Source organism: Kitasatospora sp. NPDC090091 (assembly GCF_044747365.1).
Classification (GTDB): domain Bacteria; phylum Actinomycetota; class Actinomycetes; order Streptomycetales; family Streptomycetaceae; genus Kitasatospora.
This window is the reverse complement of the sequence record NZ_JBIVDY010000001.1, coordinates 253,535-272,531: the sequence shown is the minus strand read 5'-3', so window position 1 is coordinate 272,531 and position 18,997 is coordinate 253,535. Positions and strand designations below refer to the sequence as shown.

The window sequence follows — 18,997 nt, the reverse complement described above, 5'->3', positions numbered from 1 at the left end:
AATTCACCGCTCCCTGCGTGCCGGCCCGGGGGCCGGGCGCGCTGTGGTTCGTCGTCGTGGCAGCACCCGGGCCAGTCGTCTCCTGATCCGGGAGTTCTTGCTCCGGGCGGCCAGGGCCGCCTTCGCGCCCGAGCTGCTGCGTGCCAGGCAGAGCAGCACCCCGATCGCGGACATGGCCGACAGCATGGCGGAACCGCCGTAGGAGAACAGCGGGAGCGGGACGCCCGCGATGGGCAGCAGTCCCAGCGCCGACCCCAGGTTGATCACGGCCTGCGCCATGATCCACGTGGTGGCGGCTCCCGCGGCGTACCTGACGAAGGGGTCCTTCGTGCCGATGGCCACACGGATACCCGCGTAGCCTAGTGCCGCGAAGAGACCGATCACCGACAGCGTCCCCACCAGGCCGAGTTCCTCGCCGGTCGCGGCGAAGATGAAGTCGGTGTGCGCCTCCGGGAGCTGGCCCCACTTCTCGACCCCGGCGCCGAGGCCGGAGCCGAACAGGCCGCCGAGGCCGAACGAGTAGACGCCGTGCAGCGCCTGGAAGCAGGCGCCGGCCGGGTCGAGCTTGGTGACGCCGATGCAGGAGAGCCGCTCCGCCCGGTGCGGGACGGTGACCACCAGGGCGGTGCAGACCACGACGGCCACGCCGAGGGTGGCGACGAACAGCCGCAGCGGCGCACCGACCATCCAGAGCAGGCCGAAGAGCATGGCCACCAGGATCATCGAGGTGCCCATGTCACCGCCGAGCATGATCATCGCCAGCAGCAGCAGCGCGCCGGGCACCAGCGGGACCAGCAGGTGCTTCCACTGGTCGAGGGTGCCGTTGCGCTGTTTGCGGGCGAGCAGGTCGGCGCCCCAGAGCACGAGGGCGAGTTTGGCGAACTCGGACGGCTGGAACTGCATCAGGCCGAGATCCAGCCAGTTCCGGTTCCCGTTGACCTCGACCCCGACGCCGGGGATCGCGACCAGCGCGAGCGCGAAGATCACCCCGAACATCACCGGGTAGACGATCACCCGCAGCACCGCCACCGGCACGGCCGCGAAGCCGATCAGCAGCACCAGGCCGAGCACCACCGCGACCAGCTGTTTCAGGAAGTAGTACTGCGCCGAGCGGTGCTGGCCCAGGGCCAGGATCTGCGAGGCCGAGAAGACCATCATCAGGCCGAGCACGACCAGCAGCAGGGTCGAGCCGATGATCAGCAGGTAGGGCGTGAGCGGCCGGTCCAGGGTGTACCGCAGACGGGCCCGGAAGGCCTGCAGGCGGGCCAGCGGGCCGGCCGACTTGTAGGCGGTCGTGGTGGCCGAGATCACCCGCCAGGGATCGGCAGCGCCCTTTTCCGGCGCACCGGAACCGCCCACCCCGCCCTGCCCCGCCACCACTCCTGCGCTCCCTCGTCTCCGCGGCCTGCTCGCCGTTCCCGCTATGGCGTGTCCGCCAGCTCCCGGACCGCCGCCGCGAAGAGGTCGCCGCGCTCGCCGTAGTTGGTGAACATGTCCATCGAGGCGCAGGCCGGGGCCAGCAGCACGGTGTCACCCGACCGGGCGAGCGATGCGGCCGTCCGGACCACCTCGGCCATCGCCACCGCGCCAGTCTGGCCCTCGGCCGCCTCGATGACCGGGACATCCGGCGCGTGTCGCGCCAGGGCCTCGCGGATCAGCGCGCGGTCCTCGCCGATCAGCACGGCGGCGCGCAGCCGCTCGGCCGCGCCCTGGACCAGGTCGTCGAAGGCGGCGCCCTTGGCCAGGCCGCCGGCGACCCAGACGATCGGCCGGTAGGCGGCCAGCGAGGCGGCCGCCGCGTGGGTGTTGGTGGCCTTGGAGTCGTCGACGTAGGTCACGCCGCCGACCACGCCGACCTCGGCGATCCGGTGCGCGTCCGGGCGGAAGGCCCGCAGGCCCTCGCGGACGGCCTTGACGTCGACGCCGTAGGAGCGGGCCAGCGCCGCGGCGGCGAGCGCGTTGGCGATGTTGTGCGGGGCCGGCGGGTTGACGTCCGACACCGAGCCCAGCTCGGCGGCGCTCTTGGTCCGGTCCGGCACGAAGGCCCGGTCCACCAGCAGGCCGTCCACCACGCCGAAGTTCGACGGGGCGGGCGCGCCGAGGCCGAAACCGATCGCCCGGCAGCCCTCCTCGACGTCGGCCTCGCGGACCAGCGCCTCGGTGGCCGGGTCGGCCAGGTTGTACACGCAGGCGACGACGTTGCCCTCGTAGATCCGGCCCTTGTCGGCGGCGTACGCCTCCATCGAACCGTGCCAGTCCAGGTGGTCGGGCGCCAGGTTGAGCACGGCCGCCGAGTACGGGCGCAGCGAGGGCGCCCAGTGCAGCTGGTAGCTGGAGAGCTCGACCGCGAGCACGTCGTACGGCTCCTCGGCGAGCACGGCGTCCAGCACCGAGACCCCGACGTTGCCGACGGCGGCGGTGCGTTTGCCGGCGGCGGTGAGGATCGAGGCGAGCATCTGGACGGTGGTGGTCTTGCCGTTGGTGCCGGTGACGGCCAGCCAGGGGGCCGGCTCGCCGGTGGACGGCAGCGGCCTGCGCAGCCGCCAGGCGAGCTCGACGTCGCCCCAGACCTCGACGCCGGCCCGGTCGGCCGCGGTGAACAGCGGGCTGCTCGGCGGCCACCCGGGCGAGGTGACGACCAGTCGGGTGCCCTCGGGCAGGGTCGCCCCGTCGCCCAGGCGGACGGTGACGCCCTGGGCCTCCAGCTCGGCCGCGCGGGCCTTCAGGCCCTCGCCGGAGCCGCCGTCCACGACGGTGACCCGGGCGCCCAGGCCGTGCAGCACGCGGGCCGCACTGATGCCCGAGACGCCGAGGCCGGCGACGGTGACCGGCAGGCCGGTCCACTCCGGCCCGGCCGGCTGGAGGTTGGTCATCCGGTCACCCATCCCGCGTAGAAGAGGCCGAGGCCGACGGCGACGCAGAGGCCCTGGATGATCCAGAACCGGACCACGATCAGGACCTCGGTCCAGCCCTTGAGTTCGAAGTGGTGCTGCAGCGGCGCCATCTTGAAGACGCGCTTCCCGGTCATCCGGAAGGAGCCGACCTGGATGATCACCGAGAGGGTGATGATCACGAAGAGGCCGCCGAGCACGGCGACCAGCAGCTCGGTGCGGGAGCAGATCGCCAGACCGGCCAGGGCGCCGCCGAGGGCGAGCGAGCCGGTGTCACCCATGAAGATCTTGGCGGGCGAGGTGTTCCACCACAGGAAGCCGAAGCAGGAGCCCATCAGGGCCGAGGCGACGACCGCGAGGTCCAGCGGGTCGCGGACGTCGTAGCAGTTGGCGGTGGCGGTGATCGCGTACGCGCAGCTCTGGGTGTACTCCCAGAGGCCGATGAAGGTGTATGCGCCGAAGACCATCACCGAGGCACCGGTGGCGAGGCCGTCCAGACCGTCCGTCAGGTTCACGCCGTTCGACATCGCGGCGATCATGAAGTACGCGAAGATGACGAACAGCACCGGGCCGATCGACCAGCCGAAGTCCCGGACGAAGGACAGGTGCTGGGAGGCCGGGGCGAGCCCCCGGTCGTCGCTGAACTGCAGCGCCAGGACGGCGAAGGCGAGGCCGACGAAGGACTGGCCGAGCAGCTTCGCCTTGGCCCGCAGGCCCAGCGAGCGGCGCTTGACCACCTTGATGTAGTCGTCCAGGAAGCCGACCAGGCCCAGACCGGCCGTCAGGAAGAGCACCAGCAGCCCCGAGACGGTCGGGGACTCGCCCGTTATCGCCTTGGTGGCGAAGTAGGCGATCAGCGTCGCCAGGATGAAGGCGATGCCGCCCATGGTGGGCGTGCCCTTCTTGCTGTGGTGCGCCTTCGGGCCGTCGTCACGGATGTACTGGCCGTAGCCGTGCTTGGCGAGCAGCTTGATCAGGGCCGGGGTACCCAGCAGTGAAAGGACCAGGCCGATCATGCCGGAGAACAGGATCTGCTTCATTTAGGCAGCACCGTCCGCGAGCAGCGCCTCGGCCACCTTCTCCAGCCCCACCGAACGGGACGCCTTCACCAGGACCACATCCCCCGGCCGCAGCTGACTGCGCAGCAGCTCGACCGCCGCGTCCGCGTCGGACACCAGCACCGACTCCTCACCCCACGAACCTTCGTTCCTCGCGCCCAGTTCCATGCAGGCCGCCTCGCGCCCGCCGACCGCCACCAACTTGGTGACGTCCAGCCGTACCGCGAGCCGCCCGATGGCGTCGTGCTCGGCCAGGCTCTCCTCGCCGAGCTCCCGCATCTCGCCGAGCACCGCCCAGGTGCGGCGGCGCTCCGGGCCGCGTCCCCCCATCGAGACCAGCGCCCGCAGCGCGGCCCGCATCGAGTCGGGGTTCGCGTTGTAGGCGTCGTTGACGACGGTGACACCATCGGCCCGGTCGACGACCTCCATGCGCCAGCGGGACAGCGCACCCGCCTCGCTCAGTGCTTCGGCGGTGTCGTCGACGGACATCCCGAGCTCCACCGCCACCGCGGCGGCGGCGAGGGCGTTCGAGACGTGGTGCTCACCGTACAGGCGCAGCTGCACGGCTGCGGAACCGGTGGGGGTGGTCAACGTGAACGATGGCCGTCCGGTGGAGTCCAGGCGAACATCCTGTGCCCGGACGTCCGCCTCCTTGGACTCGCCGAAGTACACCACCTTGGCCTTGGTCCGGGCCGCCATCGCCCGCACCAGCGGGTCGTCCGCGTTGAGGATCGCCGTGCCCTCGACGGGCAGCGCCTCCACCAGCTCGCCCTTGGCCTCGGCGATCGCCTCCTGGGAGCCGAACTCGCCGACGTGCGCGGTGCCGACGTTCAGCACCAGGCCGATCCGGGGCGGGGTGATCGAGGTGAGGTACTCGATGTCGCCCTTGTGCCGGGCGCCCATCTCCATCACCAGGTGCCGGGTGCCCTCCTCGACCCGCAGCGCGGTCATCGGGTGGCCGATCTCGTTGTTGAGCGAGCCCGGCGGGTAGACGGTCTCGCCGTGGCGCTGGAGCAGCTGGGCGATCAGGTCCTTGGTGCTGGTCTTGCCGGCCGAACCGGTCAGCGCGACCACTGCGGTGCTCTCGGCGCGGGCGACCACGGCGCGGGCCAGCTTGCCGAGCGCGTCCACGACGCTGTCCACCAGGACGGCGGGCACGCCGACGGGGCGGGAGGCCAGGACCGCGACGGCGCCGGCCGCGACGGCCCGCTCGGCGTAGTCGTGGCCGTCGACGTGCTCGCCGACGAAGGCCGCGAAGAGGCCCCCGGGGCGCACCTTGCGGGAGTCGACCTCGACCGGGCCGGTGACCGGGGTGGCGGGGTCGGCGCCGTCCAGGGTGCCCCCGACTGCTGCGGCCACCTCGGCCAGGGTCAGTGCGATCACGGCTGCTCCACTACTCCGGTGCCCCGGGCGGCCGTGGTCCGCGCGACGGCCTCGCGCAGCACCTCCCGGTCGTCGAAGGGGCGGATCTCGTCTCGGACGTACTGGCCAAGTTCATGGCCCTTGCCGGCCACCAGCACGGTGTCCCCGGCCCGGGCGCGGGCCACCGCGAGGTGGATCGCCTCGGCGCGGTCGGGGACGACCAGGACGGCGCCGCGTTCGGCCTCGGGCACCGAGGCGGCGCCGGTCAGCATGGTGGCGAGGATCGCCAGCGGGTCCTCGCTGCGCGGGTTGTCGCTGGTCAGCAGGGCCGTGTCGGCGAGCCGGGCGGCGATGGCGCCCATCGGGGCGCGCTTGTGCGGGTCGCGGTCGCCGCCGCAGCCGACCACCACGTGCAGCCGGCCCTTGGTCACCTCGCGCAGGGAGCCGAGGACGGCCTGCAGGGCGTCCGGCTTGTGGGCGTAGTCGACCACCGCGACGTAGGGCTGTCCGGCGTCCACCCGCTCCAGGCGGCCGGGCACCCCGGGCACCGCGGCGACCCCGGCCACGGCCCGCTCCAGCGGCAGCCCGGCGGTGACCAGGACGGTGATCGCGGCCAGCGCGTTGGCGACGTTGAACGGGCCGGGCAGCGGGACCGCGGCGTCGGCCTCGGCGCCGTCCGGGCCGAGCACCCGGAAGGTGGAGCCGACCGGACCGAGCTGGACGTCCACCGCCCGCCAGTCGGCCTCGGGCGCGCCGGTGGCGGAGAAGGAGGTGACCGGGATCTTCGCCTCGGCGACCAGCCGGCGCCCGTAGGCGTCGTCCAGGTTGGCCACCCCCAGGCGGGACTTGCCGGGCTGGAAGAGCCGGGCCTTCGCCTGGAAGTAGTCCTCCATGTCCGGGTGGAAGTCGAGGTGCTCGGGGGTGAGGTTGTTGAACAGCGCGACGTCGTAGACCACGCCGTCGGTGCGGCCGAAGACCAGCGCGTGGCTGGAGACCTCCATGGTCACCGCGTCCGCGCCGCGCTCGCCCATCACGGCGAGGATCGCGTGCAGGTCGGTGGCCTCGGGGGTGGTCCGCTCGCTCTTGATCCGCTCCTCGCCGACCCGCATCTCGACGGTGCCGATCACCCCGGGGCTGCGGCCGGCGCCGCGCAGACCGCCCTCGACCAGGTAGGAGGTGGTGGTCTTGCCGTTGGTGCCGGTCAGCCCGATCATCAGCAGCCGCTCGGAGGGCCGGCCGTAGACGGCGGCGGCCAGCTCGCCCATCCGGGCCCGTGGCCGGTCGACGACCAGCATCGGCAGGCCGGTGCCGGCCGCCAGCTCGGCGCCGGCCGGGTCGGTGAGCAGCGCGACCGCGCCGGCCGCCGCGGCCTGGGCCGCGAAGGCCGCGCCGTGGTGGTTGGCGCCCGGGAAGGCCACGTACACGTCGCCCGGGCGGACCGCGCGGGAATCGTGGGTGACGCCGGTGACCGGGCCCCCCTCGACCGGCGCGAGGCCGAGCAGTCGGGCCAGCTCGGCGAGCGGCTGGGCCGCGGCCCCGGTGGGGCGGGGCGGGCTCACGGTGATTTGATCGGGTTTCGGCACGGCGGGAAGGCTATCCGCCGAAGGGCGTCCCTTGCCAAACCGGGCCGCCGCCGTGGCGTCGTCCCGCCCGGCCCGCTCGTTGTCCATGGTCGATCACGGCTTCCACTCGACGGGCAGGTTGGGCGCCTCGCTCCCGCTCGGCGGCACCTGCAGGGTCTTCAGGGTGAACTCCATCACCTGCTTGAACACCGGCCCGCAGAGCTGGCCGCCGAAGTGGCCGTTGACCGGGTCCTGGATCACGCAGGAGACGGTGACCCGGGGCTGGTCGGCCGGGGCGAAGCCGATGAACGAGGCGGTGTACCCGCGGTAGCCGCCGGTCTTCGGGTCCACCCGGTTGGCAGTACCGGTCTTGCCCGCCACCCGGTAGCCGGGGATGGCCGCCCGGCCGCCGGTGCCCTGCTCGTCGGTGACGACGGACTCCAGCATCTCGGTGAGCGTCCTGGCGGTCTGCTCGGAGACCACCCGGGACTCCGCGCCCGGCGGGGCCGGCGTGTACCGGCCGTCCGGCGCGGTGGTGCCCTGGACGACGCTGGGCGCGACCCGCACCCCGCCGTTGGCGATGGCGGAGTACACCGAGGTCGCCTGGAGGGCGTTGACCGACAGGCCCTGGCCGAACGGGATGGTGTACTGCTTCGACGCCTTCCAGTCCTCCGGCTTGTCCAGGATGCCGGCCGTCTCCCCGGGGAAGCCCAGGCCGGTCTGCTGACCGATGCCGAACTTCCGCAGGTAGTCGTAGAGCACCTTGTTGGCCTCGGGCTGGGTGGCGCCCAGGGTCTGGGCGGCCTCGATGGTACCGATGTTGGACGACTTGGCGAGCACCCCGGCCAGGGTCAGGTACCAGGTGTCGTGCTTCTCGTCGTCCTTGAACGCCGTGTCGCCGCGGACCAGCGGGTACGGCACGGTGACCTTGGTGTCCCAGGACGCCTTGCCGGTGTCCAGCACGGCGGCCATGGTCATCAGCTTGGCGGTGGAGCCCGGCTCGTAGACGTCCTGGAGCGCCGCATTGCCCAGCTGCGCGGACTTGGCGGCGCTCAGGTCGTTCGGGTTGAACCCGGGCGAGGTGGCCATCGCCAGGACCTGACCGTTCTTCACGTCCTGGACGATGACGTAGCCCTTCTCCGCCCCGGCGTTGGCGACCTGGTCGGTGATGGCGCGCTGGGCGGCCCACTGGACGTCCCGGTTGATGGTCAGCCGCAGGTCGGTGCCGGGCACGGAGGGGTCGAGCGAGCCCCCGGCGGTGGGCACCAGCCGGCCGCCGGCCTGGGCGTAGCTGCTGTGGCCCTCCTTGCCGGCCAGCTGCTTCTGGTACTGCTGCTCCAGGCCGCCGGCGCCCTCGCCCTCGGCGTTGACGAAGCCGACCAGGTTGGCGGCCAGGCCGTCCGAGGGGTAGACGCGCTTCTGGGTGTCGCGGTTGAAGACCCCGGCCAGCGGGTTGACGCACTCGTTGTCGAGCCTGGTCCGCCCGCCGTCCTCGGTGGGCTTGTTCAGCAGCCGCTTCTGGGCCGCGCAGGACCGCGAGCCGGCCTGCTTCTCCAGGGTCGACTTGAGATCGCTGATCTGGTTCTTGACGTCCGGGGTCTGCTGGGCGGCCAGGCGCTTGTAGCGGGTCTTGGGGGTGTGCAGGTCGGCGGCGATCTTCTCCTTGGGCAGGCCGAGGATCGGCGCCAGCAGCGTGGCCGCCTGCTCGGGGGCGTCCGGGATGCCGGCGGCCTCCGGGGTGAACATGGCCGGGTCCGCCGTGATGTCGTACGCGTCGACGGTGGTGGCCAGCGCCACGCCGTCGGCGGACGTTATCGAGCCGCGCTCGGCGGTGATCGGGATGTCCAGGTAGCGGTTGGTGTTGGCGTCGGCGGCCAGCGCGTCGGAGTCCACCAGCTGGAGCTGGACCAGGCGGCCGGCGAAGACCGAGAACACCAGGGAGAGCGCCACCGTGACCACCCGGAGCCGGCGGCGCGGGTCGGCCAGCCTGATCGACCGGGGCTGCGGCGGGCGGGACTTCGGGCGCGGCCGGCCCGGTCCCTGGCCGCGGGCGGCCGGGCGGGCGTCGGGACGGCGCTGCTGCGGGGTCCGCGGGGCCCCGGCCTTCGGGTCCCGGGCGCGGGGCGCCGCGGCCTTGGCGGGCGCGGACTTGGGCGACTGCGACCGCGCGGGCGGGGGCGGCTGCTGCGACCTCGCCGGCTGCGGCTTGGGCTTCGCGGGCTGGGCCTTCGCGGGCTGCGGCTTCGCCGGCTGGGCCTTCGCGGGCTGGGCCTTCGGCGGCTGCTTCGGCCGGGCGGCGGGCTGCGGCTTGGCCGGCTGGGCCTTGGCGGGCTGGGGGCGGCCGCCCTGGGCCCGCGGCACCTGGCCGCGCGGGGTCTGGCCAGGGGTCTGCCGCGGCGCGGCGCCCTTGGCCGTCGGCCGGGGCCGGCCGGTGCCGCCCGCTCCGCCGGAGGGCTTCCAGTCGCTCATCGGCCCGCACCCCCGCCCGCGGCGGGTGCGGCCGGCGGCGCCGGGTTGACCCGCACCGTGGTGTCGCCGCCGGACGCCGGCGCGCTCGGCGCCGCGCCGCTCGGCCGGTCGCTCGGCGAGGGCTGCGGCTTGCCCGGCCACGGCTCGGCGGTGGAACGCTTCACCGGCTGGTTGTCCTGCGCCGGGCCGGGCGAGCCCAGCACCTTGCCGCCGTTCGGGACGTCCAGGAAGGCCATCCCGCCGGCCGGGACCATGCCCAGCTCGGCGGCCCGGCGGGCGAGCGCGTCCGGCGCGGAGTTCTGGTCGATCTGGTGCTGCAGGCCCTGCTGCTCGTCGGTGAGCACGGTGGTCTGCCGCTGCAGCCGGGAGAGCTCGAAGGAGCCCTCGTTGAGCGCGGTGTTCAGCGCGAGCAGGCCGAGCAGCCCCGCCGCCAGCAGGACCACCACCAGCACCGCGAACGGCGTCCGCCCCCGTACCGGCCGCCGCCCGGGGCGGACCGTGATCCGCGCCCTGCCGCCCTGCCCGGGGAGTACCGCACTCCCCGCCCCGCCTCCGGCCACCACGCTCTCTCCTCCGCCCTTCCGACCGCCCCGGCCTGGTCAGCCCCGGGTGCTCCGGTTCCTGATCCTCTCCGCCACCCGCAGCCGCACGGGCGCGGCACGCCGGTTCTCCTCGATCTCCGCCTCGGTGGCCTGCTCGGCACCGCGGGTGATCAGCTTCAGCCAGGGCTGGTGCTCCTCCGGGACGAACGGCAGCCCGGGCGGGGCGGTGCTGGTCGCACCGGCCGCGAAGTACTGCTTGACCAGGCGGTCCTCCAGCGACTGGTAGGACATCACGACGATCCGCCCGCCCAGCGCCAGCACGTCCAGTGCGCCCGGGATCGCCCGGTCCAGCACCTCCAGCTCACCGTTGACCTCGATCCGCAGCGCCTGGAACGTGCGCTTGGCCGGGTTGCCGCCGGTGCGGCGGGTGGCGGCCGGGATGGCGTTGCGGACCAACTCGACCAGACGCGCGCTGTTGGTGAACGGTTCCTTCTCCCGCTCGCGCACGATCACCGAGGCGATCTTCCCGGCGAACCGCTCCTCGCCGTAGAACTTGAGGATCCGGGCCAGCTCGCCGTGGCTGTAGGTGTTCAGCACCTCGGCCGCGCTGATGCCGCGGGTCTGGTCCATCCGCATGTCCAGCGGCGCGTCCTGGGCGTACGCGAAGCCGCGCTCGGCCTCGTCCAGTTGCATCGAGGAGACGCCGAGGTCGAACAGGACGCCGTCGATCCGGTCGACGCCCAGGCGTTCCAGCACCTCGGGGATCTCGTCGTAGACGGCGTGCACCAGGGTGGCGCGGTCACCGAAACGGGCCAGCCGCTCGCCGGAGAGCTTCAGCGCCGCCGGGTCGCGGTCCACCGCGATCAGCCGGACGTCCGGGAACTGGGTCAGCAGGGCCTCGCTGTGCCCGCCGAGACCGAGGGTGGCGTCCACCACCACGGCGCCGGGCCGGGAGATCGCCGGGGCCAGCGCGTCCATGCACCGCTGCAGCATCACCGGGACGTGCTTGGGGGCCGGATCGTTGGTGGTCATGCGCGGTGGCGCCCTTCCTCGGTGCGGAGCAGCCCGACGTCCGGGAGCTCCGACCATTTTGGCCCACCGCGGGCCGCAACCGGCGCACGGGGGGAGCCCGCGGGGCCGGGACGCGGCCCGTGGTCCCCGCCCGCTCAGGGGGAAGGTCGTGACCGCCCGGCACCGGGGAAGGTGCGCCAGGTGGCACGGAGCGGGTGGAGGCCACGGGCCGCGTCGGCCGCCGCACCGGCCGGAAAGACCCGGTTGACGGGCCCCGGCGGGTGTGCTCCACTGCGCCGCAACTCTATCGCGCGGCCCCCGCCAGTCAATGGCCCGCTCCGGCGCACCACCCGGGCGGCGGTACGGATCACCGCAGGTCGCAGGGGCCCCGGCGGGCGGCCTCCGGCCGGCCCGGCGGCCGGGCGCGGGGGTGCGCGCCCCCGGCCGCCCCGGCTGCCCGCACCCGGCTGGGCGGATCGGGGCGGAACGCCCGTGACGGTGCCGTTTTGTGGATATGCACTCGGTCACAGCCGCCCGGTCTGTAGCCCCCGGCCCCACCACGCGGCGGCGAATCGCACTAACGTCTCCACCATGACAGTGACCCCCGACCGGCCCACGCCGTCCGCCGCTGCCGACACCGCACCCGCCATCATCGACCGCTTCGTGGCGGCCAACCGCGAGTACGCGGTGACCTTCCGCGACGGCGGCATGGACGCCCGCCCCGTCCAGCAGATCGCCGTGGTCGCCTGCATGGACGCCCGACTCGACCTGTTCGCCGCCCTCGGCCTGGAGCTGGGTGACGCGCACGTCATCCGCAACGCCGGCGGCGTCGTCACCGACGACACCATCCGCTCCCTGACCATCAGCCAGCGCGCCCTCGGCACCCGCTCGATCGCGCTGATCCACCACACCGGCTGCGGCCTGCTCGGCCTCACCGAGGACTTCCGGCGCGAGCTGGAGCTGGAGGTCGGCCAGCGCCCGCAGTGGGCGGTCGAGTCCTTCGTCGACCTCGACGGCGACGTCCGCCAGTCCATGCAGCGGGTGCGCACCTCGCCGTTCCTGCTGCACACCGACGACGTGCGCGGCTTCGTCTTCGACGTCCACACCGGGCTGCTGCGCGAGATCTCCTGATCCACCCGGCTCCACCCCTCCCGGCCCGGCCAGCGCCGTCCGGGCCCCGCCGGGGCTCCCCCGCCCGGACGCGGGCGACCGCCGTTCCCCCACCGCCCTTCCCCCATGCCGCGGAGCCACCGCGCACCGCCTCCCGCCCGCCCGGACCGCATCCCCGGTGCTTCCGGGCAAGAGGGTGACTTCTGGCCACCGCGCGGGGGAGAATGCGCCTGCCGGTCTGACCCCGAACCACCTGGGGCGGCCAGGCCGCAGGCCCTCCCCGGCGCCGGTGTCCCCCGCGGAACCGCTCCTCGAAGGGCCGCGTCAAGCATGGGGTGGGGGCCCGGCCTCGGGGTGAGGCGGGCGAAGGTGCCAGGGAGCGTACGGGTGACGAGCTACAACGATCAGGCCGGTCTCGAAGGTCGTGCGGGGGCCGACCAGCGGGCACCCGGGTACCACCCGGTCGGCCTGCCCGAGCTCGCCGCCGTCGTGGACCGGGTGCGGCAGAACATCGAGAGCGTGATCGAGGGCAAGCCGGAGGCCGTCCGGATCGCGCTCACCGTCCTGCTCGCCGAGGGCCACCTGCTGCTGGAGGACGTGCCCGGCGTCGGCAAGACCATGCTGGCCAAGGCGCTCGCCCGGTCCGTCGACTGCACCGTGCGCCGTATCCAGTTCACCCCGGACCTGCTGCCCTCGGACGTCACCGGCACCAACATCTACGACCAGCACCAGCGCGACTTCGAGTTCCGCCCGGGCGCGATCTTCGCCCAGATCGTGGTCGGCGACGAGATCAACCGCGCCTCCCCCAAGACCCAGTCCGCGCTGCTGGAGTCGATGGAGGAGCGCCAGGTCACCATCGACGGCACCAGCTACGAGCTGCCCTCGCCGTTCATGGTCGTGGCCACCCAGAACCCGGTCGAGATGGAGGGCACCTACGCGCTCCCCGAGGCCCAGCGGGACCGCTTCATGGCCCGGATCTCGATGGGCTACCCGAGCCCCGAGGCCGAGCTGGCCATGCTCGACGTGCACGGCGGCGCCAGCCCGCTGGACGACCTGCAGCCGGTCGCGCACGCCGCGGACATCCTCAAGCTGATCGACCTGGTGCGCACCGTGCACATCGCCGACCCGGTCCGCCGCTACGCCGTCGACCTGGTCGGCGCCACCCGCACCAGCCACGAGCTGCGCCTGGGCGCCTCGCCGCGCGCCACCCTGCACCTGGTCCGCGCCGCCCGCGCCGCCGCCGCCCTGGACGGCCGCGACTACGTCACCCCGGACGACATCCAGCGCCTGGCCGTCCCGGTGCTCGCCCACCGCCTGATGCCGACCGCGGAGAGCCACCTCAGCCGCCGCACCGCCGAGCAGATCGTGTCCGAGCTGGTCGCCCGGCTGCCGCTGCCGCGCCCGCAGGGCGGCCCGGCCGTCCGGAGGGGCTGAGGTGTCACCGTCCGACGAATCGTCGGGCCTGCGCGCCGGACTGCGCGGCCTCACCACCCGGGGCCGGTCCTTCCTCGCCGCCGGGCTCACCGCGGTGGCCTGCTCCTACCTGCTCGACCAGAGCGCGCTGCTGCACGTCGGCGTCCTGCTCGCCGCCCTCCCGCTGGCCGCCGCCCTGCTGCTGGCCGGCACCCGGTACCGGGTGGCCAGCGGCCGCCGGCTCAGCCCGCACCGGGCCGTCGCCGGCCAGGAGGCCCGGGTCCACCTGCGGATCGACAACGTCTCCCGGGTGCCCACCGGCCTGCTGCTGCTGGAGGACAAGGTCCCGTACGTGCTCGGGCCTCGCCCGCGCTTCGTGCTGGACAAGGTCGAGCCGCGCGGGCACCACGAGGTCTCCTACCGCGTCCGCTCCGACCTGCGCGGCCGCTACCCGCTCGGCCCGCTGCAGCTGCGCCTCGCCGACCCGTTCGGAATGTGCGAGCTCAGCCGCTCCTTCTCCGCCTCCGACGTGCTCACCGTGGTGCCGCAGGTGCAGCAGCTGCCGCACGTCCGGCTCAGCGGCGAGTGGATCGGCCAGGGCGAGAGCCGGGCCCGCACCCTGGCGCTGGCCGGCGACGACGACGTCATCCTGCGCGAGTACCGGCCCGGTGACGACCTGCGCCGGGTGCACTGGAAGTCCACCGCGCGCTACGGCGAGCTGATGGTCCGCCGCGAGGAGCAGCCGCAGAAGGCGCGGGCCGCCGTCCTGCTGGACACCCGCGAGATCGGCCACCGGGGCAGCGGCCCCGCCTCCTCCTTCGAGTGGGCGGTCAGCTGCGCCGCCTCGGTCGCCGTCCACCTGCTGCAGCGCGGCTACCAGACCCGGCTGCTCACCGACCTCGGCCACTGCGTCCCCGGCCCCGAGGCCGGCGGCGGCAACACCGCGGCCGACGCCTCCGGCCTGATCCTGGACGCGCTCGCCGTGGTCGACCTCTCCGACGGCGCCGGGCTCTCCCGGGCCGAGGACCCGCTGCGGGCCTCCGGCGAGGGCCTGCTGGTCGCCGTCCTCGGCGACCTCGACGAGGAGCAGACCGCCCGCCTGGCCCGGCTGCGCACCCGCACCGGCGGCGCGGTGGCCTTCCTGCTCGACACCGGCACCTGGGCCGGCCTGCGGATGATCGCCCCCGACACCGGCGGGGAGGAGTTCCAGGCCCGGGTCCGGCAGCTGCGCGAGGCCGGCTGGACCGTCCTGCCGGTCCGCGCCGGGGACTCCGTCCCCGAGCTGTGGCAGGCCGTCGACCGGGCCGAGTCGCCCTCCCCCTACCGAGAAGAGGCCGGCGCGTGACCACCCGGGCCAAACTGACCGTGTACTCGGCGCTGGCCACCGCCCTGGCCGCGCTCTGCCTGACCCCGCTGCTCACCACCAAGGGCTGGATCACCCACGCCTACCTGGTGATCGCCGTGGTCGCGGCGGCCGGCGCGGGCCTGCGCCGGACCCCGCTCTACCGCTGGACGGTGCCGCTCGGGCAGCTGGTCGCCCTGTTCCTGATGCTGCTGATCGGCTTCGCCGGCTCCGCCGCCAAGTGGGGCGGCCTGGTGCCCGGCCCCGACTCGGTGTCCGCGCTCGGCCGGGTCTTCTCCCACGGCCTGGACGACATCCAGCAGTACGCCATCCCGGCCCCGCCCAGCGCGGGCCTGCGGCTCATCCTGGTCGCCTCCATCGGGCTGATCGCCGTCCTGGTGGACACCGTCGCGGTGACCTACCGGCGTTCGGCCCTGGCCGGGCTGCCGCTGCTGGCGCTCTACTCGGTCGGCAACGGGCTGGCCGGCGACCGCGGCAGCTGGGTCTGGTTCGGCCTCGCGGCCGCCGGCTACCTGGTGCTGCTCTTCGCCGAGGGCCAGGACCGGGTCTCCCGCTGGGGCCGGGTCTTCCGCGGGACGCCGCGCGGCACCGAGGGCTCCGGGTCGCTCAGCCTGAGCGGCCAGCGGGTCGGCGTGCTCGCCCTCGCCCTGGCCCTGCTGGTGCCGCCCTTCCTCCCGCACTGGGACGGCGGGCTGATCCACGCCGGCGGTTCGGGCGGCTCCGGCCCGGGCACCGGCTCCGGCGGCGTCAGCAGCCTGGACCCGTTGGTCAGCATGGCCTCGCACCTGACCAACCCGAGCAACGAAGAGCTGTTCACCTACGCGATGGACAGCGTCTTCGCCGACACCGCCTACCTGCGCACCGGCTCGCTCGACAAGTTCGACGGCACCGCGTGGACGCTCAGCAAGCCGGCGGTCTCCGAACTCCGGGACACCTTCCCGCAGCCGGAGGGCCTGCGGGACCGTAAGGCCCCCACGGTGACCGGCGAGTTCAGGATCAGCGACCGGCTGGAGGAGGGCTGGCTGCCGATGCCCTACCCGGCGGCGTCGGTCAGCGTCCCCAACCGCTCCGACTGGCGGGTCGACGGCCTCACCGGCACCGTCGTGCCGAACCGGGACAAGGCGCTCAAGGGCCTGCGCTACAAGGTCACCGCGCTGGACGTGAAGCCCACGGCGGACGAACTGCGCGCCGCGGTGGCCCCACCGCCCGCGATCATGGACCAGTACACCTCGGTGCCCGCGAACCTGCCGACGAGCGTCAAACTGCAGGCGCTGGCCCTGACCAAGAACGCGAAGACGCCGTACGACAAGGCGGTCGCCCTGCAGAACTGGTTCACCGGCCCGGACTTCGAGTACACCACCGCCATCAAGGACAGCGGCACCGGCAGCACCGCCATCGAGGCCTTCCTGCGCGACAAGCGCGGGTTCTGCGTCCACTTCGCCTCCTCCATGGCGGCGATGGCCCGCACCCTGCAGATCCCGGCCCGGGTCGCGGTCGGCTTCATGCCCGGGAACTCGAAGCCCGGCAACTCGTACTCGGTGACCGGCCGGATGTACCACGCCTGGCCGGAGCTGTACTTCGAGGGCTACGGCTGGATGCGCTTCGAGCCGACCAAGGGCCTCGGCGTGCAGCCGCGCTACACCTCGCCGGTCGTCGAGCCCACCACCGCCCCGGCCCCGCAGCCGACCCTCACCGCGCAGGCCACCGGGCCGGTCACGCTGCCCTCCACGAGCAGCAGCTGCGACCCCAAGCTGCGCCGGATGGGCGAGTGCGGGGACGAGCAGAAGACCGCCGGCTCGGCGCGGCAGGAGTCCTGGGTGCCGTCCTGGCAGGTGCTGGTCGGCGTCGCCGTGGCGCTGCTGGTCGTCGCGCTGCTGCTCACGCCGATGATCTGGCGGACGCAGCTGCGCCGCCGCCGGCTCGGCGCGGGCGGGCGGCGCCGGCCCGGCGGGGACGGCCCCGCGGAGCTCACCGACGCCCAGGTGCTGGCCGCCTGGGACGAGCTGATCGACTCCGCCTGGGACGCCGGCATCCCGCCGGACGAGTCGCGCACCCCGCGCGCCGCCGCCCGCCGGATCTCGGAGACCGCCGAGCTCGGCACCGAGGCGGCGGCCGCCGCCGGGCGGCTGGCGCTGGCCACCGAGCGGGTGCTCTACGCCCGCTCCGCCCAGCTGTCGGACCAGGTGGCGGCGGACGTCCGGACCGCCCGGGAGGGCCTGAAGGCCGGCGCCGGCCGGGCCGTCCGGACCAGGGCCGTGCTGCTGCCGCCGTCCTCGGCCCAGCTCTGGTGGCGGATCTCCGACGCGGTGCTGGGCGCCCGGCTCGCCGTGCGCCGCCGGGTCGCCCGTGCGACCGGGGCGGTCACCGGTCCGGTGCGCCGGGCCCTGGGCCGGCTGCGGCGCCGGGGCGGAGAGGACGACGGCAGGTCCTGAGACCGTGCCGCCGGGACCGGAGCCGCCACGGCTCCGGTCCCGGTTCACCGGTCACACACTCCGCCGGACGGAAACGCCGAGGGCGGGCAGTCGAATCGACTGCCCGCCCTCTCGGCGTTCGTACGGCCGGGTTCGTACGGCCCGGCCCGGCGGGGCCGCTCAGAACCCGCCGGTCTGCTCGTCCCTGCGTCGCTGCCAGCGCTGCTCCACCCGGTCCATCATCCCCGCCTTGCGGCGCGGAGCGGCGGCCGGCCGGGGGCCGGAGGCCTGACCCGCGGAACCGCGGCGCCAACCCGTCACGGCGAAGACCGCGCACCCCAGCATCACCAGGAACCCGACGACGCTGACCCAGATCTGGTCGGGGACGACCATGCCGCCCATCAGCAGGCCGACACCCACCACGAAGCCTCCGACGGCCAGATAGACCCGCCGACGGGTGTAGGTGCGCAGCCCGGTTCCCTCAAGCGCCGACGCGAATTTGGGATCTTCGGCATACAGCGCTCGCTCCATCTGGTCGAGCAGTCGCTGCTCGTGCTCCGAGAGCGGCACGGAGTCCTCCTACTCGTCGGTCGCGGGTGCGACCGGTCCGCCGCCCCGGTCGGGGAGGCAAGTCCAATCAGCCATGAAAACGCGCGGTCGGACGCCTGTGCGGGGGCCCGGGCCCGTGTCGTCCATATGCCCCGAGCGTCCGGCTGTCATGCTTTCCGGCTTTACCCAGATCATACGGTCCACGCGCCCGTTCCGGGGTGGTCGACCACGCGCGGGACGGGCCGCATCGGACGGTCCGCGCCGCACTGGACTCAACGCCGTCCGGTCCGGACAAGTGCCCGATCCCCTGGAATGGGTCCGGAGCTGGGCAGCTCCTGCGGGGGGCGGTGTGGATCCGGCGTGGAGCAGGGGTGAAGCGGAGGTGGAGCGGGGGCGCTCCCCGCAGCCGACCGGACGGGGCGGCGCAGGGCCGCTCCCCTGGTCATCGCCCGGTCACGCCAGGGTGGCCAGCAGGTGGAGCTGGGTCGCCACGGCGTGGAACGCGGGCTGTCCGGCCGCGGCCTCCTCCAGCTTGAGCAGCGCCTCCAGCGCACCCGGCTCGGTGTCCACCAGGACGCCGGGCACCAGGTCGGCGAAGACCCGGACGCCGTGCACCGAGTCCACCCGCAGACCGGCGCCGACGGCCAGCCGGTCGAGCTCGTCGCCGGTGAAGCGGCGCGGCATCGGGTCGTTCCCGCCCCAGCGGCCGTCGGGGGCGTCGAGCACCGTCCGGGCGTCGTTGAAGTGGCCCCCGAGCGCGCGGGCGAGCACCGCACCGTTGCGGTTGGCGGCCAGCAGGCTGACGAAGCCGCCGCGGCGCAGGGTGCCGGCCAGGCTGCCGAGCGCCTCGGCCGGGTCGTCCACGACCTCCAGCACGCCGTGGCAGAGCACCGCGTCCACGCTGCCGGGGGCGACCAGCTCGGGCAGCGTCTGGGTGTCGCCCTGGACGGCGCGCACCAGGTCGGTCACGCCGGCCTCGGCGGCCCGGCGCTCCAGCGCGAACAGCGCGTCGGGGCTCGGGTCGACCACGGTCACGCGGTGGCCCAGCCGGGCGACCGGGACGGCGAAGTTCCCGGTGCCGCCGCCGGTGTCGACCACGTCGAGCACCGGCTGGTCGAGCTCGGCCGCCCGCTTCTCCAGGGCTGCGCGCACCACCTCCCAGACCACGGCGGTACGCAGGGCGCTGCGGGGACGCGTCGGGTACAAGGCGGGGCTCCTCGGCAGATCGGTCGGCTGGCCTCCACCTTAGACCGGCC

The 18,997-nt window shown here is 74.1% G+C and carries 14 protein-coding genes; 4 read left to right on the top strand and 10 right to left on the bottom strand.

Translation table 11 applies throughout. The features are described from left to right. Window positions 1–3: 3 nt before the first annotated feature. The 8 genes from ftsW to rsmH form a co-directional block, all read right to left on the bottom strand. Entirely contained in the window at window positions 4–1,311 is a 1,308-nt protein-coding gene (ftsW, locus tag ACIPSC_RS01210; protein ID WP_400822476.1) for a putative lipid II flippase FtsW, read from the bottom strand. A 110-nt stretch (window positions 1,312–1,421) separates the two neighbouring features. Beyond that, window positions 1,422–2,873 carry a UDP-N-acetylmuramoyl-L-alanine--D-glutamate ligase gene (gene murD, locus ACIPSC_RS01205; protein ID WP_400822095.1) on the bottom strand — a complete coding sequence of 484 codons (1,452 nt, stop codon included), beginning with the start codon at window positions 2,871–2,873 and terminating at the stop codon, window positions 1,422–1,424. Continuing rightward, the gene (gene mraY / locus ACIPSC_RS01200) at window positions 2,870–3,931 is read right to left on the bottom strand and encodes a phospho-N-acetylmuramoyl-pentapeptide-transferase (protein WP_400822094.1); all 1,062 of its coding nucleotides are present in this window, start codon (window positions 3,929–3,931) and stop codon (window positions 2,870–2,872) included. The genes murD and mraY overlap by 4 nt, the downstream gene beginning before the upstream one ends. Further along, window positions 3,932–5,332, bottom strand: a complete 1,401-nt coding sequence (murF, locus tag ACIPSC_RS01195; protein ID WP_400822092.1) for a UDP-N-acetylmuramoyl-tripeptide--D-alanyl-D-alanine ligase — start codon at window positions 5,330–5,332, stop codon at window positions 3,932–3,934. Next, complete coding sequence (locus tag ACIPSC_RS01190) at window positions 5,329–6,894, bottom strand: UDP-N-acetylmuramoyl-L-alanyl-D-glutamate--2,6-diaminopimelate ligase (protein WP_400822091.1); 1,566 nt, start codon at window positions 6,892–6,894, stop codon at window positions 5,329–5,331. Before ACIPSC_RS01190 ends, murF begins: the two co-directional genes overlap by 4 nt. A 93-nt stretch (window positions 6,895–6,987) precedes the next feature. Next, entirely contained in the window at window positions 6,988–9,342 is a 2,355-nt protein-coding gene (locus tag ACIPSC_RS01185) for a penicillin-binding transpeptidase domain-containing protein (RefSeq protein WP_400822090.1), read from the bottom strand. Next, window positions 9,339–9,905, bottom strand: coding sequence for a cell division protein FtsL (locus tag ACIPSC_RS01180; protein ID WP_400822089.1), 567 nt, complete (start codon window positions 9,903–9,905; stop codon window positions 9,339–9,341). The genes ACIPSC_RS01185 and ACIPSC_RS01180 overlap by 4 nt, the downstream gene beginning before the upstream one ends. A 36-nt stretch (window positions 9,906–9,941) precedes the next feature. After that, entirely contained in the window at window positions 9,942–10,916 is a 975-nt protein-coding gene (gene rsmH / locus ACIPSC_RS01175; RefSeq protein ID WP_400822087.1) for a 16S rRNA (cytosine(1402)-N(4))-methyltransferase RsmH, read from the bottom strand. Between the two features lie 570 nt (window positions 10,917–11,486). Between rsmH and ACIPSC_RS01170 the strand changes: the two genes are divergently transcribed. From ACIPSC_RS01170 to ACIPSC_RS01155, 4 genes are all read left to right on the top strand, one after another. Then, window positions 11,487–12,026, top strand: a complete 540-nt coding sequence (locus ACIPSC_RS01170) for a beta-class carbonic anhydrase (protein ID WP_400822086.1) — start codon at window positions 11,487–11,489, stop codon at window positions 12,024–12,026. 366 nt (window positions 12,027–12,392) lie between these two features. Beyond that, a complete protein-coding gene (locus tag ACIPSC_RS01165; protein WP_400822085.1) occupies window positions 12,393–13,439 on the top strand; it encodes an AAA family ATPase in 1,047 nt (348 codons plus the stop codon). Between the two features lies 1 nt (window position 13,440). Beyond that, window positions 13,441–14,763 carry a DUF58 domain-containing protein gene (locus tag ACIPSC_RS01160; protein WP_400822084.1) on the top strand — a complete coding sequence of 441 codons (1,323 nt, stop codon included), beginning with the start codon at window positions 13,441–13,443 and terminating at the stop codon, window positions 14,761–14,763. Next, window positions 14,760–17,213 carry a transglutaminaseTgpA domain-containing protein gene (locus ACIPSC_RS01155; RefSeq protein WP_400822083.1) on the top strand — a complete coding sequence of 818 codons (2,454 nt, stop codon included), beginning with the start codon at window positions 14,760–14,762 and terminating at the stop codon, window positions 17,211–17,213. Before ACIPSC_RS01160 ends, ACIPSC_RS01155 begins: the two co-directional genes overlap by 4 nt. Before the next feature lie 159 nt (window positions 17,214–17,372). Here ACIPSC_RS01155 and ACIPSC_RS01150 read toward each other — a convergent pair whose 3' ends face one another. Next, complete coding sequence (locus ACIPSC_RS01150; protein ID WP_395296532.1) at window positions 17,373–17,762, bottom strand: DUF3040 domain-containing protein; 390 nt, start codon at window positions 17,760–17,762, stop codon at window positions 17,373–17,375. Between the two features lie 432 nt (window positions 17,763–18,194). Further along, on the bottom strand, window positions 18,195–18,947 hold the full coding sequence (locus ACIPSC_RS01145; RefSeq protein WP_400822082.1) for a methyltransferase domain-containing protein: 753 nt from the start codon (window positions 18,945–18,947) through the stop codon (window positions 18,195–18,197). Between the last annotated feature and the right edge of the window lie 50 nt (window positions 18,948–18,997).